The following is a 16430-nucleotide window of genomic DNA, read 5'->3' on the forward strand; positions in this document are numbered from 1 at the left end:
CTCACGCCACCGCCGCGCGTCCCGGCTGTCCGCCGGCGATCTCGACGTCGAGCTGGCGCTGCGTCAGCGCCGCCTCGGCCAGGATCCACTGCTTGAACAGCTCCACCTTGCGGGCGCCGAGCGCCTTGATGGGGCTGACGAAGTACCAGCCCGCAGTGTTGGGATGGTGGACCGCGAAGGGAGCCACCAGCCGTTCGGCGCGGATATCGCTTGCCATATAGGCGCGGTTGGCGACGGCAAAGCCCATGCCGGCATTGGCGGCTTCGTAGGACATCATGCAGCTATCGAAATAGACGCTCCTGGTCTCGCCCAGCACGAAGCTTGCCCCGGCAAAGCCCAGCCACGACTGCCAGTTCTGGGTGCAGGTGTCGGAGTGCAGCAGCGTGAAGAAGCGCAGGTCTTCGGGCGTTACCTTGGACAGCGGCCTGTCGCCCAGCACGTCGTGAAACAGCTTGCGGCTGCATACCGGCGTCAGGTCTTCCTTGAACAGCAGTTCCGAGGTGAGGCCGGGGAAATTGCCGTCGCCGTAACGGATCTCGAGATCATATTCCGATGTCGAGAATTCATGCGTGGCGTAGGATGTCGACACCCGCATCTCGATATCGGGATATTGCCGCTGGAAGGTCATCAGCCTGGGAAACAGCCAGCGCGCAGCGAAGGTCGGCAAGACGCAGATCCGCAACACATGCGCCTGCGACTGGCCGGTGGCCTCCATGCTGGCCGCCACGATCCGTTCCAGCGCCTCGCGCACGCGCGCCACATAGGTCTCGCCCTCCGGCGTCAGCGACACCGCGTTGCCGCCGCGCTCGAAGATCTTGAAGCGCAACTGGTCCTCCAGGCTCTTCACGCGCTGGCTGACGGCGGAAGCGGTGATAAACTGCTCTTCGCCGGCGCGCGTGAAATTCCTGTGCCGCGCGGCGCTCTCCACGATTTTCAGCGAGTTGAGGTTGACCTGACTGAGCAGACGCACGGGGTTTCGACCTTAAGCTGGCCTTACGCTACCACCAGCTTTCCTAAATTTACAGGGGTGGGCGTTTAAATGACTGTTAACCAAGTGTTGCCCCCATCTTGGAGAAAGTACAATGAACGCCCATACAATTCCCGAACTGCGCTGTGCAATGAGCCGCGAGGCCATCATTGGTCATGAGACGGCCTGGAAAGTGTCGGGCTTCGGCGTCGCCCAGTATCGTCACGGTTACGACCCCGCACTGCTTGCCGCCATCGAGGAAGCGGCGCTCAAATTGAAGGCCAGCCATGCCGTTCACAAGCACCTCGACCTCACCTTTATCACCGGCGCCGACCGCTATATTCCGGAGATCAAAGAGCTTTTACACGACAAGCTGCGCTTGGAAAGGCTGTCCGACATGATGGGCACCAAGCTCGAACCCTATCCGCTGTCGATCGTCGGTTCGACCGTCACCTTCATGAACCCCAGGGACGGCGCCGTCGAATGGCATTGCGACGGCGTTCCGGTGACCGAACTCATCCCGCTGTCGATCAGCGACCCGCTCATCGGCGGTCATCTTGAAATCTACTGCGACGATTCCGAGACCGGCCGTTCGATCCTGGAATCCGGCCGCGACCTGCCGCGCAACAAGATCATGCGCATCGACCACAAGATGAACTACGCCACGCTCGGCCAGTTCCTCGGCGTGCTCCACCGCACCGCGCCGATCCAGCTCGGCGAGCGCGTCACGCTAGTGCTCAACCAGCGCTCGGCGACCAAGCCCTATGTCGACGACAACCGCATGTTCTACCTCGCCGCCGACAACGACCATGACCGCGCCTGGGTGAACGAGCTGGCCGAGGATGTTTGGACCAACCAGCTGCCCGCCTATCGCCGCCATGCCGAGGAGCATCCCATGCCGCAGCCCGCCGCGGAGCCGGTTTCCGGCGGAGCAAGGGAGTCGTGGTAGTGACCAACGATCCGGTCGAGCGCCAGCCGCCCTCGGCGTCGCTGAGCCTCGGCCCGGTCGTGCCGGACTGTCAGAACCGTTCCAGTGCCGCCCCCGCGGCGCTGGCCTTCGCCCTCGGCGCCGTGGCGCTGTGGGCGACCAACGCCCTGGTCGGCAAGACGCTGCTTGCCCTCTATCCGGTATCGCAAGTGCAGTTCCTGCAATTTTGCGGGGCGGCCCTGGTCTTCGCGCTGATCCGGCTCTTCCCTTCTCCCCTTGTGGGGTCCGAAGGACGGGGCGAGACCCGTGGCTCGCCCCCGGGCGGTGGCCTCGCGAAGCGAGGTCGGATGAGGGGTGCTGGACGGATCGCCGAGGCTGGCGTTTCTTCCAACACCCCTCATCCGTCTCGGCGCTCCGCGCCGATCCACCTTCTCCCACAAGGGGAGAAGGAAAGAGTCTCGCTTGCCGCCTACGCCGTCGGCTTCCTGGGTCTGGTCGGCACCATGGTGCTGCAATATATCGGCTTCGCCTCGATGCCGGTCATCGAGGCGAACCTCGTCGCCTATACTTGGCCGCTGATGACCGCCGCGGCGGTTATCCTGCTGGGCCGGCCGCGCCGGCCGCTGTTGCTCGGGCTGGCCGCCGCTGTCGGCTTCGCCGGCGTGGCGCTGGTCATTTCCGGAGGGCGCGCCCATTCTTGGTTCAACAGGGCCTGGTTCGAAGGCGGCAGCGTCGTCGGCTATCTCGCCGCTTTCGGCTCGGCGCTCTGCATGGCCTTCTACTCGCTTACCGTCGGCCGCCTTGGCGTGTCGCCGGAGCGTCTGCTTTTGCCCTCGGCGCTGATCGGCGTGGCGCTCACCTTAGCCTGGTGCCTGCATGACGGCGCTGGACGCCTGACCGGTGCGCACCTCCTGCTCGGCCTCTATCTCGGCGCCGGCCCGATGGGGCTCGGCTACTATTTCTGGTCGCGCGCGGCAAAGCTCGATCACGGCGGCAGGATAGCAATCGTGGCCTATCTTACGCCGATCGCTTCCACGTTTCTGCTGACCCTGTCGGGCGAAAGCCTGTCGATGACGGCTGTTGCCGGCGCCGTCCTCGTCATTGGCAGCTGCCTCGCGGTCGGCATCGAAGGTATGGAGACCAGGCACAATGTCCAGAATGCCCGTTGACGAGGACGAACGCCGCGCCAGACAGGAGGCGCACTGGCTGCTCAGGGAATTTGGCGCGGAAGCGCCGCTCTATGCGGCCATGAAGGCGGAAAAGGCCATCGAGCAAAAGGACTTTGGCCGCTGCGCGCGCTGGAAACGCGTGCTGGAAATCCTGGCGGACAGCCCTTCGGCGGATGTCAGGCGCGGCGTCGCCGTCAAATGAGCGATTTGCCTGGCGCCACCCGAAGCGCGAATGGTCGATACCCAACAGGGGGATTATCGTTACCGTGGCCGAACTTGGCCTGAACTTCGATTTTTCAGCAACTTCCTTGGCCGACCGAGTGCTACCGTAGGTTTTACCTATCCAGCCGGACCGCCGGTGCTATAAAGCATCTGTTATAGCTATTAGAAATCCTAACTTGCGCATTTGCAGCCCGCGTAGAAACATAACCCGGTATTGAGTCGCGTAGCTTTACTGACTCTGGACGGTCCGTTGGGGGGCTTGTCCAATTCGATACACCGACAAAAGTCTTAAAAACGAGCTGGCGATTTGAGGGCCGGCAGAAGGTGAAAAAATTGTCCAACATCGACGATAAGACTGCAATCGAACTGACCGCCGACATTGTCTCCGCCTATGTCGGCAACAATCCGCTCCCTGCTTCCGGCCTGCCTGATCTGATCGCCAGCGTCAGCGCGTCGGTGCGCAAGCTCGCCGGCGGCAGCGTTGTCAAGGAGGCGGTGGCGCTGACGCCTGCCGTCAACCCGAAGCGCTCGGTCTTCCCGGATCACATCATCTGCCTGGAGGACGGGAAGAAGTTCAAGTCGTTGAAACGCCACCTTGCGACCGACCACAACCTGACGCCGGACGAATACCGCGCCAAATGGGGCCTGCCTGCGGATTATCCGATGGTGGCGCCCAGCTATTCGGCGACCCGCTCGGCGCTGGCCAAATCTTCCGGCCTTGGCCGCAAGCCGGCCGGCGGTGACGCGGGCAAAGGCAAGCGCAAGGGCAAAGCCTGAGCCGGACCTAAAGCATGTCTCCCGAAAGTGGGAACCGGTTTCGGGATAATGACATGCGACGCGCTTTAGCTGCTGACTGAGGCAATGAATGACGCCGCGCCATCGTCATGGCGCGGCCGTCGGACCGCTCGGCATGTTGCGTCGCTGCGTGGCTGGTTTCCGCAAACGCTCCGAACGCCCTGCATCAGTTGCGGGGCGGCCTGCTCGCATCGTGGCGGTCGGGCTCCCGCTCGGCGGCGAGGCTGTCCGCTTCGACGGCTGTCATTTCAAGAAAATAGACGAGCATCTGGTAGCGCGTGCGCGAGAGCATCTTTGCCAGCCTGCGCGCGACCTCCGCCACATATTTCAGCGTTCGCAGATCGTTGACCGCTTCGCCCATCGTGAGCTCCTGACATTCCAAGGGCCAATGCTTGGACCAAGTTATCGTTGGCGCCCACTCACGACTCACGGCGCGTCCGCAAGGTCGCAGGTTTGCGATAAAAACTGAAATCAATTTTTGACAAGCATCATGCTCGGCCCGGAAGATTTTGCTGTCCTTTTTTGGTGGTATCGTCGATCGCTGCATCAATATTGAGCGCAAGGCAAACTTGCGGTTGTCTTGCTGCACCGGATTGATCTTCCGCCCGAGAATGTTGATCGCCTCGGGCTAGCGGCTGGGCGGGCGCGCGGCTGAGCCCTTTTAGGAGGAACAGAAGGCCGGCGGATCGTCATTGCCGATCATGGCGCAGCCGCGCTTGATCTCGTCGATCATCATGCTGCATGTGTTCTGGCCATTGCAGGGCGGGTTGGTCGCCGGCGAAACCTGGACGCATTGCCAGACATATTGGTCCGGCGGTGGGAGCGCTGCCCAGCCAGCTCTCTCAGTCGTTCATGGGCGACGGCCGAAGTTCCCGCTGTCGATCTGAATCAGCAGGTGTTCCGTCGCGCGCCTCACTACGGGGGAGATTGGCTGTGTCGGTGCCGCGCTTGTCGATTCAACCGGGACAGCAATTTGAGCGGCCTGGTCTTCGAACAGAACCACCTGCGTCGCCAGCGCGGTGGTCGTGGCGACCTGGAAGAAGATGAAGGCGAGGGCGAGATAGCGGATCACGGGCCTCCAAACGCTGGGGCCGGCAACTGGTTCCAGCCCGGGTCGCGTTTTTTTGCTGAACGGCTGCGGACAGCGCGAGCATCGTCCGGGCGCTGGCTCTTGCGAAGCGCCGATGTCCCGTGCAAAAGCGCGGCTATGCTTATCATCAACGACCTTACGCTGCGCATGGCGGGGCGGCTGCTTCTCGATCATGCCTCGCTCACGCTGCCGGCCGGCACCAAAGCCGGTCTCGTCGGCCGCAACGGCACCGGCAAGACCACGCTGTTCAAGGCGATCACCGGCGATTTCCCGTCCGAGACCGGCTCGATCAGCCTGCCGAAAAACACCCGCATCGGTCAAGTGGCGCAGGAGGCGCCTGCCACTGAGGAGCCGCTGATCGAGATCGTGCTGAAGGCCGATGTCGAACGCCAGGCCTTGCTCGAGGAAGAGAAGACCGCAACCGACCCGCACCGCATCGCCGAGATCCACACGCGGCTGGCCGACATCGACGCGCATTCGGCCGAATCCCGCGCCGCCACCATCCTGGCCGGCCTCGGCTTCGACGATGCCGCGCAGCGGCGGCCGGCTTCCTCCTTCTCCGGCGGCTGGCGCATGCGCGTGGCTCTGGCAGCCGTGCTGTTCTCCGAGCCGGATCTTCTGCTGCTCGACGAGCCGACCAATTATCTCGATCTCGAAGGTACGCTGTGGCTTGAGAACTACGTCTCGAAGTATCCGCACACAGTTTTGCTGATCTCGCACGACCGCGACCTGCTCAACCGCGCCGTCAACTCGATCGTCCATCTCGACCAGAAGAAGCTCACCTTCTGGCGCGGCGGCTACGACCAGTTCGAGCGCCAGCTCACCGAACAGCGCGAGCTGCAGGAAAAGAGCCGCGTCAAGCAGGAAGCGCAGCGCAAGCATATGGAATCCTTCGTCGAGCGTTTTCGCGCCAAGGCTTCCAAGGCAAGGCAAGCGCAGTCGCGCCTGAAGGCGCTGGAGAAGCTGAAGCCGATCGCCGCCGTGGTCAACGACACGGTGCGGCCGTTCTCCTTCCCCGAGCCGGTGAAGACGGTGGCCTCGCCGATCGTGGCGCTGAACGGCGTCAACGTCGGCTATAGCGAAGGCAATCCGATCCTCAAGAAGATGACGCTGCGCATCGATGCCGACGACCGCATCGCGCTGCTCGGCGCCAACGGCAATGGCAAGTCGACCTTCGCCAAACTGCTCGCCGGCCGGCTGAAGGCCGAGACGGGCTCGATGACCATCGCGCCGGGCCTGAAGGTGGCGATCTTCGCCCAGCACCAGCTCGATGATCTACGTCCCGAGGAGAGCGCCTACGAGCATGTGCGCCGGATGATGCCGGACGCGCCGGAAGCCAAGGTGCGCGCCCGCGTCGCCCAGTTCGGCCTCTCGACCGAGAAGATGAACACCGCGGCGAAGGATCTGTCGGGCGGTGAGAAGGCGCGGCTCTTGATGGGCCTGTCCGCCTTCGAGGGCCCGAACCTCTTCATCCTCGACGAGCCGACCAACCATCTCGACATCGACAGCCGAGAATCGCTGATCCATGCGCTCAACGATTTTCCGGGCGCGGTCATCCTGATCTCGCACGATCGGCATCTTCTGGAGGCGACAGCCGACCGGCTGTGGCTGGTGAAGGACGGCGCGGTCAATCCCTATGACGGTGACCTGGAGGATTACAAAACGCTGGTCACCGGCGTGTCGCCCAACCGCCGCGAGCAGAAGGAGGCCGACAAGGCCTCCAAGGCCGACCGCCGTCGCGAGGCCGCCCAGCGCCGTGCCGCATTGGAACCGCTGGCGAAGGAAATCCGCGCGACCGAGGCGCTGATGGACCGCATCCGCAAGCGCATCGACCTGATCGAGGACGAGCTCGCCAATCCTGCGATCTACGAGAAGGATCCGTCCACGGCGACGCGGCTCGCCAAGGAGCGCTCGCAACTGGCGCATACGCTTGCCGTGAACGAGGACAAGTGGCTGACCATGTCGGCGGAATATGAGGAAGGGATCGCGGAGTGATTAGCTAATCTCCCCCCTTGTGGGGGAGATGCCCGGCAGGGCAGAGGGGGGCGCTGTCCCGCCAGCCTGTCAGCTTGTTACGCGATCAACTGCCGTCGGCCAGAGTAGGCATCTCCAAGGCCGCGTTCCTTCGCGGCCCCCTCTGGCCTGCCGGCCATCTCCCCCACAAGGGGGGAGATTAGCCAATCATCTGGCCCTACACCTCTCCCGCAAAACCCGCTACACACCCCGCATGAACCAGCACGCCAAGCTCCGGGTCGGCCATTCGGCCTGTCCTCACGATTGCCCTTCCACCTGCGCCCTCGAAGTCGAGCTGCTCGACGGCAACCGCATCGGCCGCGTGCATGGCGCCAAGGCGAACAGCTATACGGCGGGCGTCGTTTGCGCCAAGGTCGCGCGCTATGCCGACCGCGTGCATCATCCCGACCGGCTGCTGAAGCCGCTGGTGCGCGCGGGCGCCAAGGGCGAGGGCGCGTGGAAGGAAGCGAGCTGGGAAGCGGCGCTCGATCTCGTGGCGGGAAAATTCATCGCGGCCGAGGAGAAATACGGTTCCGAGACGGTCTGGCCCTATTTCTACGCCGGTACGATGGGACTGGTGCAGCGCGACGGCATCGAGCGGCTGCGCCACGCGAAAAAATACTCAGGCTTCTTCGGCTCGATCTGCACCAATCTCGCCTGGACCGGCTGGATGATGGGGGCGGGCGCCTTGCGCGGTCCCGACCCGCGCGAGATGGCCAAAGCCGATTGCGTGGTGATCTGGGGCACCAATGCAGTGGTGACGCAGGTCAACGTCATGACCCATGCAACGAGGGCGCGGAAAGAGCGCGGCGCGAAAATCGTCGTCATCGATATCTACGACAACGCGACGATGAAGCAGGCCGATCTCGGCCTGGTGCTGAAGCCCGGCACCGACGGCGCGCTCGCCTGCGCGGTCATGCATGTGCTGTTCCGCGATGGGCTCGCCGACCGCGACTATCTCGAGAAATACACCGACGATCCGCGCGGGCTGGAAGAGCATCTGCGCAGCCGCACGCCCGAATGGGCCGCCGCCATCACCGGGCTCTCCGTCGCCGAGATCGAGGCTTTCGCGCGGATCGTCGGCACGACGAAGAAGACTTACTTCCGCCTCGGCTATGGCTTCGCGCGCCAGCGCAACGGCTCGATCAACATGCACGCCGCGTCCTCGATCGCCGCCGTCACCGGCGCCTGGCAATATGAGGGCGGCGGCGCCTTCCATTCCAATTCCGGCATCTTCAAGCTGAACCAGGATGTGCTCGAAGGCACCGCGATGCGCGACCCGAGCATCCGCTACCTCGACCATTCGCGCATCGGCCCGGTGCTGACCGGCGCCGAAGACGCGCTCTATGGCGGCCCCCCGGTGACGGCGATGCTGATCCAGAACACCAACCCTGCCAATGTCGCGCCGGAGCAGAGGCTGGTGAGAAAGGGTTTTCTGCGCGAGGACCTGTTCACCTGCGTGCATGAGCAGTTCATGACCGACACGGCCAAGCTCGCCGATGTCGTGCTGCCGGCGACGATGTTTCTGGAGCATGACGACATCTACAAGGGCGGCGGCAACCAGCACATCACGCTCGGCCCCAAGCTGATTGAGCCGCCGGAGGGGCCGCGCACCAACCATTACGTGAATGAAGAACTCGGCAAGCGGCTTGGCGTCGGCGACCGGCCTGGCTTCGGCCTGATCGAGCGCGAGCACATTGACATCATCCTCGGCAAGCGCGGGCTCGGCAGCTTTGATAGTTTGAGGGAACAGAAGTGGGTCGACCTGCAGCCCGACTTCGACGACGCGCATTTCATCAACGGCTTCGGCCATGCCGACAAGAAGTTCCACTTCCGGCCCAATTGGACAGGGCAGTCGGCGCCCAACCGGCCGCCGAAAAGCATGGGCCTGTTCGGCCCGGTCGACCGGCTGCCGGAATTCCCCGACCATGTCGAGCTGATCGAGGTGGCGGACGAGGAGCATCCGTTCCGGCTGGCGACCTCGCCGGCGCGCAACTTCCTCAATTCGAGCTTTGCCGAGACGCCGGTGTCCAAGGCCAAGGAAGGCAGACCGGAACTACTCATCCACCGCGAAGATGCCGAAGCGCTCGGCATCGAGGATGGCGGCCGCGTCGAGGTCGGCAACCGGCGCGGCGATTTGGTGCTGCACGCCAGATTCTTCGACGGCGTGAAGCGCGGCGTGGTGATCGCCGAAGGCATCTGGCCGAACAGCGCGCATGAGCGCGGCGAGGGCGTCAACGTGCTGACCGGCGCCGACGCGCCCGCACCCTATGGCGGCGCTGCGGTCCACGACAACAAGGTGTGGCTCAGGGCGCTTTGAGTACTTTCGGTCTGCCAATGGCCTGATGGCTCACCAAATGCGATCTCGGCCTTCGAGGTCATCGTCTGGGGCGACTTGCGGTTGGCGACCAAGGCTGGCGTAGGGGTCCACATATACCATCTTGAGCGCATCGCCCACCAAAGCGGATATGGCGTTGAGCGATACGCCGATTGCAAGCCTCGGAAGCCGCGGCAGTTTGAGGCGTCGGCCGGTAGTCGGGGCTGTGGTGAGGATGTCAGCCATGATGTCCTCCTGTGACGGCGACAAATGGCACAACGTCCCACCCAGGTCCTTGGCTTGAACCTGAAGAGTCCTGAACGGCTCTGAAATTGTTTGAAGCGGAGACTCGCGAACGACGCTGAAGTTCGCCTTCAGGGTGATCTTGGATTATCTTGCCGGCGAGGGATGAGTTCTTGGCCGATGGACCTGCAGTTTGGGAACTATCGTTTGAGGCGAGCCGAACGGCAGCTGCTCGGGCCGCAAGGGCCGGCGGAACTTTCGGCGCGTTCCTTGGACATCCTCGCGATGTTGCTCGACAGGCCCGACCAGGTGGTCGGCAAGGCCGAACTTCTAGATGCGATCTGGGCCGGCCTGGTGGTGGAGGAGAACACGCTGCAGGTCCACGTTTCGGCGCTGCGAAAGCTGCTGCCTGCCGAGATGATCGCAACCGTGCATGGTCGCGGCTATAAATATGCCGGCCCCAGGCCCTTCGCGGTTACGGCGGATGGTACGCCGCCCAGACCGTCCATTGCCATACTTGCCTTCGACAATATGAGCGGGGACCCGGAGCAAGACTATTTCAGCGACGGGATCACCGAAGACATCATCGCCGAGCTCGGCAAGTACAAGGAGTTTCTGGTCATCGCGCGGAACTCCTCGTTCCAGTTTCGCGGCAAGGCGCATGACCCGGCGGAGGTGGCAAGCAAGCTTGGCGTCCAATATGTCGTCGAAGGCAGCGTGCGCAAGATCGGCAACCGGGTGCGGGTCACCGTGCAACTGACCGATGCATTGTCGATGGCTCATATCTGGGGCGAACACTACGACCGGGAACTCGACGACATTTTCGCCATCCAGGACGAAATCACCCGGATGATTGCGGCGCGTCTGGCGCGACAGGCCAGAACCGCGATCGCGTCGCGCGCCAGGGCCCGACCGACCAACAACATGTCGGCCTATGAGTTTTACCTGCGGGCGCTGCAACTGGCAGCCGTCTATGACACAGTGCTCGAATCCGAACCCTTTCTGCGCCAGGCGGTACAACTTGATCCCAAGTTTGCCGCCGCCCACGCCATGCTGAGTTTTGTGGAGTCCATCAAGTATTATTGGGACTACAACAATCCCGGTCATTTGCATTCCGGACTGGAGATCGCAAGAACAGCATTGGGCCTCGATCCGGACGAAGCCTATGGGCATCTCGCCACCGGCTTCGCTCACTTGTACCTGCGCCAATTCAGGCAAGCGGAAGTCAGCCTTGACCGGGCGGTTGCGCTCAATCCGAACGATCCGTTCATTCTCAGTATCCGCGCTATTTTCCTCAATCACACGGACAGGCCGGAGCAGGGGCTTGGTGAAATAGCCGAAGCCCAGCGCCGCGACCCATACGCCGTGGGATGGTATGATGATTTCCGGGGCGTCCTGCTGACGACGGCAGGGCGATATCGCGAGGCGGCTGACTGCTACGCGAAAATGGCGACTGTGACACCATGGTCGCTCATTCGTCTTATCATCTGCCATTCCGAGCTCGGCGAAATCAGCCAAGCGCAAGATGTCCTGGCGAAGGTCAAGGCGCATTATCGCGGAATGAGCCTTGATCAGATCATCGATACCGAAGTGGACTTCTATCAGGACGCCGCCGTATGCGGCCGCTACCGCGCGATCCTCGATCGTGTCGACAAGGCGCAATAGGTCCGTCGCGGCTCATAGCCTGGCTACTTCGCCGCCTGCGCGTCCAGTGCCTTGATCTCATCCACGGCTGCCTTGCGCGCTGCCGCATCGACACCGGACGCGCCCTTGTCCTTGGCGAAGGCGATGAGGGCCGTGCGCGTGTCCTCGTCGCATCCGTCCGAACCCACGCCGTCGATGCCGGCTTTCCTGGCCGCGGCGAGCACGGAGTCGCAGGCGTCCGGCGCGAAGGCGAACTGGATCATGACGGCGCCGAGCGTCAGCGGGTCCTGCAAGCGCGGCTCGTCGCGGATCGCTTGCAGCGTGGCGCCGCCGACCGCCTTCGATTTCCGATCCTGCGCGATCTGCGTCAGGTCGAAGATGAACTCGAATTCAGGCTTGTCGACGCCGGCTGGTTTCGACACCAGTATATCCAGCGCGTAGCGAGTGATCTCCTCGGGCGTCACCACCGAGCGGATAGCGCGCGCCTGATGGTAGTTGCGCACCAGCACCCAGCGCGAGGGCAGGTCGCCGTAGCGGGCGAGAATGCCGAGCTGCTTGATGGCGGCAAGCTTCTGCTTATCTGTCTTGGCGGCCTGCGCCTGGGCGAACACCTTGTCGCGGATGCGGTTGACGAGGTCCGAGTCGAGGCCGCCCGGAGCGGGCGCGGCCTGCTGTGTACCGGCTGCGGCTTGCGGGCTGGGAGCATCGCCAAGCGGTCCCTTCGCGTCGACCCAGGCGGCCAGCCCCTTGCGCGCGTCCGGACCGAAATAGCCCTTCGGCTCGCCGGTGTAGAAACCCTCGCTCTTCAGCGTCGTCTCGATGGCGACGCGGATATCGTCGGGCAGCGCCTTGCCGATGCCGGCCAGATTGTTGTCGTCGAGGCCGGCCGGCGCCTCTCGGAAAGCATCCATCACCGCGGCTGCGATCGCCGCCGTTCCGGCGCTGGAGGCCGGGCCGGAAAAGAGGCCGCTCAGTTCCATGTCGGCGTCGTTGGCGCCGAACACGCCGGCGCCCATCCTGCCGATGCCGTCATTGTAAAGGGCGATGCGGTCGGTGATGCCTTCGCGCAGCGTCATCAGATGATCGAAGCTGTCGAAGGTGAAGGCGTTGGCGAGCTTGCTCCTTGCCTTGAGCGAGCCGAGACGCGCCGCCTCGCGCCAGGCATGCAGGCGCTCGCGCGGGTTCTTGTCGATGCCGAGACCGTCGTCATAGGCATCGCCGAGCAGCACCATCGCCTCGACGCTGCCGAGATTGGCGGCGTTGATCAGCATCGCCGTCGCCTTCTGATCGTCCTGCGGATAGACCACGCCCTTGCGCAGGAGCTTTGCGTGCAGCAGATAGGCCTGCTGCTCCTTCCTGGCTTCGCCCTCGTCGATCAGCGCTTTCAATTGATCGTCGCTCAGCCCGTCGTCGCGGCGCGACGGGTGATAGCTGGTCGAATCGAGATTGGCATATTGCGTCGAGGCGTAGAGCCACAGCGCCTCGCGATCACCGCCGTCCGCCAGCGGCTTCAGCATGGCACGCGCCGAATCCTCGTTCTTGAACTGCTGATCGTCCGACAGCTGCAGCCGCGCCAGCGCCAGTGCAGCACCTAGTTCGCCGGCCTCGGCGGCGTCGCTCAGGCGCTCGACCAGCTGGTCCGGATTGTCGATTTGAAAGCCGTCATAGTCGGGAAGCAGCTTCGCCAGCCTGATGCTGGCGTCGAGATCCCACGGGGCGTTGAGCAGCCGGATCGCCTCGCGCGGCTGGCGGCCGACGAATTTGCCGTCGAGCAGCAGGCCGGCGAGCAGCGGCCCGGCGCCGGCGACGTCCTTGGTGGCGCCGCGCAGCATCGCGATCGCGCGCTTGCCGTCCGCCGGGCCGCCTTCGCCCTTGGCCAGCATGTCGGCCAGTATCGGTATGGCATACTGATCGTTGGCGACGCGCGCTTCCAGCAATTGCCTGGCCTTCGCCGCGTCCTGCTGTGTGCCTCGGCCGAGCCGCAGCGCCTTGATATAGGCGAGCACCGACGCTTCAGGCCCGGCACTGCCGGCCTTGGTATCCGCATCCACGGCCTGAAAGGCCTTGTGCTGCTCCTCGGCGGCAAAGCCGTCATTCTCCAGCACCGTCCGCGCAATCAGCAGTGGCATGGCGGCGCGGAACTGGCTGTCCCATTCGCCGGGCGACTGGCCCTGGGCCGGCGCATCGATGACGCGTTGCGCGGTCTCGACCACCTTGCGCGCGTCGCGGCGCGGCAGCGGCCCGTCGATATACTGACGCAGCAGCGTCTCGAGCGCCGTGAGATGACCGGCAGCGCCGGCCTTCTGCAAGGCATCGAGCGCCATCGCCCGTGTGACCGGCGGCGGACCGCCGTCGGCGCTGTCGTGGCGATGCACCGAATAGACCTCGTAGAGCAGATAGTTGGCCTCGGGACTGCCGCCGTCGGCGATGAGCTTGATCTGTGGGACGAGAAAGGCCAACCCCGCCTGGTTGAGCGCGACCTGGACCCGCAGCCATTCAAGCGTCAGCCGCTTTTCCTGCGGCGCGCCGAGCATCGCCGCCTGGCATTTGTCGGACAGGGTTTTGAGCTTGCTCAGATCAAAGTCTTGCGGGAAGAGCTGGCCATACTGGACAGGCGGCGCCTTGGCTTCGGGATCGAGCGGCACCGAGGCACCCTTGTCGCAGACGCTGATCGCCTCGGCGAGCGCCGCCTTCTTCGCCGCATCCTCAGCCGCCTTTTTGGCCGCATCATCGGGTTTGTCGGGAGAAGCCTGTGCAGCGAGGGGCTCCGCCGGCAAGCGGTGCCAAAGGAATGCAGGAAAGGACAGCGAGGCAGAAAGGAACCAGGACGTGCACTGGCCGCGGCATGGGCGCCCCCCTCGGACGTGGGTCCGGGTGCAGCCGGACGCTCACGCTAATTAGCACATCACGTCAACGATGATGAGTGTGGCGTTTCACATTCACTAATAGTCCGCCCTCGTCTCGCCCCGATATCGTGGCGTCCCCAGGCGCCTGAATCAATTTGCTAAGGCGGCGTGCTAGAGGATTGTTCCGACTCGGGCTTTCGACGGGAATCGCCATGCCACAACCGCTTAAAATCGCCATCGCCGGTGCGCTCGGCCGCATGGGCCGGCAGATGACCGAGACCGCCGCCGCCGATCCGCGGCTGCAGCTCGTCGCGCGCTTCCATCGGCCGGGCAGCGTGGGCGAGGGGCTCCTCGAGCGCGACGAAGCGCTTTCGCTTGCCGACGTGGTGATCGACTTCACCACGCCCGCGGCGTCCGCCGAACTTGCCAAAGCCTGCGCGGCACGCGGCGGTCCGGCGCTGGTGATCGGCTCAACGGGTTTCACCACATCGGAGTTGGCCGCAGTCGCCGAGGCGGCAAAGACAATCGCTGTCGTGCGCTCCGGCAGCTATTCGCTCGGGCTCAACATGCTGACCGGACTGGTCGAGCAGGCGGCGAAGGCGCTGGGGTCCGATGACTGCGACATCGAGATCCTCGAAGCGCATCATCGCTTCAAGGTCGACGCGCCGTCGGGCACGGCGCTGCTGCTGGGCGAGGCGGCCGGGCGCGGACGCGGCATTGAGCTGGACGAGGTTGCGAAGCGCGCCCGCGATGGTCTGATCGGTCCGCGCCCTGCCAGCGAGATCGGCTTCGCGGTGCTGCGCGGCGGCAGCATCGTCGGCGAGCACAGCGTCAGCTTCCTCGCAGAGGGCGAGAGGCTCACGCTCTCGCATACGGCCGGCGACCGCTCGATGTTCGCGCGCGGCGCCATCGCGGCGGCACTCTGGGTCGCCAGCCGGCCGCCGGGTGAATACGACATGCGTCACGTGCTGGGCCTTTGACGGTCGCTAAAAAGGCTGAAAGCCAGCTGAAAGCTTGGCCATGCCATGACTGTATTCGCGGCGTTCGCCGTGACTGGCCCGGGAGGGGTCGGCAAGGAGGAGATGCGGCGCAGCCCGGATGGCGCGCCGCCCAGGTGGAGGAAGTTACGTGACCGGTTTTATCTCTAAACACGCCCTTCGTTCGGCGACGCTGACGCTTGCCATGCTTGCCGCGGGCGCGACGACGGCGTCGGCCGCAGACAAGATCTCGATCATGGTCGGCGGCTACGAAAAGCAGATCTACCTGCCCGCCAAGCTCGCCGAGGCGCTCGGCTATTTCAAGGACGAGGGCCTCGACGTCGAACTGCTCAACGAGCCGGCCGGCGTCGACGCAGAGAACGAGATGCTGGCCGGCGCCGTGCAGGGCGTGGTCGGCTTCTACGACCACAGCATCGACCTGCAGGCCAAGGGCAAGTTCGTCGAATCCGTCGTCCAGTTCAGCCAGGCGCCCGGCGAGGTCGAGCTCGTCTCGTCCAAGCATCCCGAAATCAAGTCGCCGGCCGACTTCAAGGGCATGAGCCTCGGCGTCACCGGCCTCGGCTCCTCGACCAACTTCCTGACGGAATATCTCGCGGTCAAGAACGGCTTGAAGCTCGGCGATTTCACCTCGGTTCCGGTCGGCGCCGGCAACACCTTCATCGCCGCCATGCAGCAGGACAAGATCCAGGCCGGCATGACCACCGAGCCGACGATCTCCCGGTTGCTCAAGACTGGCGAGGCCAAGGTGCTCGTCGACATGCGCACCGTGGAAGGCACGAAGGCGGCACTTGGAGGCACCTATCCGGCCGCCTCGCTCTACATGCAGACCGAATGGGTCGACGCCCATAAGGAAACCGTTCAGAAGCTCGCCAACGCGTTCGTCAAGACGCTGAAGTTCATCAACACGCATAGCGGCGCCGAGATCGCCGAAAAGATGCCGAAGGACTACTATGTCGGCGACAAGGAAGGCTATGTGAAGGCGCTCGATGCCGGCAAGGGCATGTTCACCGCCGATGGCGTGATGCCCCAGGGTGGGCCGGAGACGGTTCTGGCCGTGCTTTCGGCCTTCAAGAAGGAACTGCAGGGCAAGCAGATCGACCTGTCGAAAACCTACACAACGGAATTCGTCAAGAACGTGAAGTAGCCGCAGGCCGGCGCGAGGCTCCGACCTCGCGCCGTCATGCCCGCCTCGTTTCCA

At 64.0% G+C, this 16430-nt stretch carries 14 protein-coding genes; 9 read left to right on the forward strand and 5 right to left on the reverse strand.

All coding sequences use genetic code 11. The annotated features are described in order from the left end of the window. Nucleotide 1: 1 nt before the first annotated feature. Nucleotides 2–970 (reverse strand): LysR substrate-binding domain-containing protein, encoded by a 969-nt coding sequence (locus EN862_RS14395; protein WP_127864988.1) that lies wholly within the window; start codon nucleotides 968–970, stop codon nucleotides 2–4. A gap of 112 nt (nucleotides 971–1082) precedes the next feature. On the opposite strand from EN862_RS14395, the gene EN862_RS36130 reads away from it, so the two are divergent. The 4 genes from EN862_RS36130 (at nucleotide 1083) to EN862_RS14425 (ending at nucleotide 4063) form a co-directional block, all read left to right on the forward strand. Continuing rightward, complete coding sequence (locus tag EN862_RS36130; RefSeq protein WP_189343186.1) at nucleotides 1083–1916, forward strand: hypothetical protein; 834 nt, start codon at nucleotides 1083–1085, stop codon at nucleotides 1914–1916. A gap of 41 nt (nucleotides 1917–1957) precedes the next feature. Continuing rightward, entirely contained in the window at nucleotides 1958–3064 is a 1107-nt protein-coding gene (locus tag EN862_RS14415; RefSeq protein ID WP_245519627.1) for a DMT family transporter, read from the forward strand. Then, on the forward strand, nucleotides 3045–3266 hold the full coding sequence (locus tag EN862_RS14420; RefSeq protein WP_245519579.1) for a hypothetical protein: 222 nt from the start codon (nucleotides 3045–3047) through the stop codon (nucleotides 3264–3266). The genes EN862_RS14415 and EN862_RS14420 overlap by 20 nt, the downstream gene beginning before the upstream one ends. 353 nt (nucleotides 3267–3619) lie before the next feature. Further along, entirely contained in the window at nucleotides 3620–4063 is a 444-nt protein-coding gene (locus EN862_RS14425) for a MucR family transcriptional regulator (protein ID WP_127864989.1), read from the forward strand. 184 nt (nucleotides 4064–4247) lie between these two features. On the opposite strand, the gene EN862_RS14430 is transcribed toward EN862_RS14425, so the two are convergent. Then, nucleotides 4248–4442, reverse strand: a complete 195-nt coding sequence (locus EN862_RS14430) for a hypothetical protein (protein ID WP_127864990.1) — start codon at nucleotides 4440–4442, stop codon at nucleotides 4248–4250. Between the two features lie 489 nt (nucleotides 4443–4931). Beyond that, nucleotides 4932–5153, reverse strand: coding sequence for a hypothetical protein (locus tag EN862_RS14435; RefSeq protein ID WP_127864991.1), 222 nt, complete (start codon nucleotides 5151–5153; stop codon nucleotides 4932–4934). A gap of 135 nt (nucleotides 5154–5288) precedes the next feature. Here EN862_RS14435 and EN862_RS14440 point away from each other — a divergent pair, with 135 nt between their 5' ends. Next, nucleotides 5289–7166 carry an ABC-F family ATP-binding cassette domain-containing protein gene (locus EN862_RS14440; RefSeq protein WP_127864992.1) on the forward strand — a complete coding sequence of 626 codons (1878 nt, stop codon included), beginning with the start codon at nucleotides 5289–5291 and terminating at the stop codon, nucleotides 7164–7166. A 232-nt stretch (nucleotides 7167–7398) separates the two neighbouring features. Further along, on the forward strand, nucleotides 7399–9504 hold the full coding sequence (locus tag EN862_RS14445; RefSeq protein ID WP_127864993.1) for a molybdopterin oxidoreductase family protein: 2106 nt from the start codon (nucleotides 7399–7401) through the stop codon (nucleotides 9502–9504). A gap of 30 nt (nucleotides 9505–9534) precedes the next feature. On the opposite strand, the gene EN862_RS14450 is transcribed toward EN862_RS14445, so the two are convergent. After that, on the reverse strand, nucleotides 9535–9747 hold the full coding sequence (locus EN862_RS14450; protein WP_127864994.1) for a hypothetical protein: 213 nt from the start codon (nucleotides 9745–9747) through the stop codon (nucleotides 9535–9537). 177 nt (nucleotides 9748–9924) lie between these two features. Between EN862_RS14450 and EN862_RS14455 the strand changes: the two genes are divergently transcribed. Beyond that, on the forward strand, nucleotides 9925–11409 hold the full coding sequence (locus tag EN862_RS14455; RefSeq protein WP_127864995.1) for a winged helix-turn-helix domain-containing protein: 1485 nt from the start codon (nucleotides 9925–9927) through the stop codon (nucleotides 11407–11409). Between the two features lie 23 nt (nucleotides 11410–11432). Here the strand turns inward: EN862_RS14455 and EN862_RS14460 are convergent, their stop codons facing one another. Further along, a complete protein-coding gene (locus EN862_RS14460; protein ID WP_127864996.1) occupies nucleotides 11433–14165 on the reverse strand; it encodes a sel1 repeat family protein in 2733 nt (910 codons plus the stop codon). Between the two features lie 281 nt (nucleotides 14166–14446). On the opposite strand from EN862_RS14460, the gene dapB reads away from it, so the two are divergent. Both dapB and EN862_RS14470 read left to right on the forward strand, forming a co-directional pair. Then, complete coding sequence (gene dapB / locus EN862_RS14465) at nucleotides 14447–15214, forward strand: 4-hydroxy-tetrahydrodipicolinate reductase (RefSeq protein WP_127864997.1); 768 nt, start codon at nucleotides 14447–14449, stop codon at nucleotides 15212–15214. A 202-nt stretch (nucleotides 15215–15416) separates the two neighbouring features. Then, nucleotides 15417–16376, forward strand: a complete 960-nt coding sequence (locus EN862_RS14470) for an ABC transporter substrate-binding protein (RefSeq protein WP_127865468.1) — start codon at nucleotides 15417–15419, stop codon at nucleotides 16374–16376. Nucleotides 16377–16430 lie beyond the last annotated feature (54 nt).

Source organism: Mesorhizobium sp. M2E.F.Ca.ET.219.01.1.1, assembly GCF_004016445.2.
Classification (GTDB): Bacteria; Pseudomonadota; Alphaproteobacteria; order Rhizobiales; family Rhizobiaceae; genus Mesorhizobium.

Excerpts from the sequence above, each read along its gene's own strand:
- EN862_RS14450 (WP_127864994.1), bottom strand. The coding sequence starts at position 9,747 with ATGGCTGACATCCTCACCACAGCCCCGACTACCGGCCGACGCCTCAAA.
- EN862_RS36130 (WP_189343186.1), top strand. The coding sequence starts at position 1,083 with ATGAACGCCCATACAATTCCCGAACTGCGCTGTGCAATGAGCCGCGAG.
- dapB (WP_127864997.1), top strand. The coding sequence starts at position 14,447 with ATGCCACAACCGCTTAAAATCGCCATCGCCGGTGCGCTCGGCCGCATG.
- EN862_RS14445 (WP_127864993.1), top strand. The coding sequence starts at position 7,399 with ATGAACCAGCACGCCAAGCTCCGGGTCGGCCATTCGGCCTGTCCTCAC.
- EN862_RS14430 (WP_127864990.1), bottom strand. The coding sequence starts at position 4,442 with ATGGGCGAAGCGGTCAACGATCTGCGAACGCTGAAATATGTGGCGGAG.
- EN862_RS14440 (WP_127864992.1), top strand. The coding sequence starts at position 5,289 with ATGCTTATCATCAACGACCTTACGCTGCGCATGGCGGGGCGGCTGCTT.
- EN862_RS14420 (WP_245519579.1), top strand. The coding sequence starts at position 3,045 with ATGTCCAGAATGCCCGTTGACGAGGACGAACGCCGCGCCAGACAGGAG.
- EN862_RS14455 (WP_127864995.1), top strand. The coding sequence starts at position 9,925 with ATGGACCTGCAGTTTGGGAACTATCGTTTGAGGCGAGCCGAACGGCAG.
- EN862_RS14470 (WP_127865468.1), top strand. The coding sequence starts at position 15,417 with ATGCTTGCCGCGGGCGCGACGACGGCGTCGGCCGCAGACAAGATCTCG.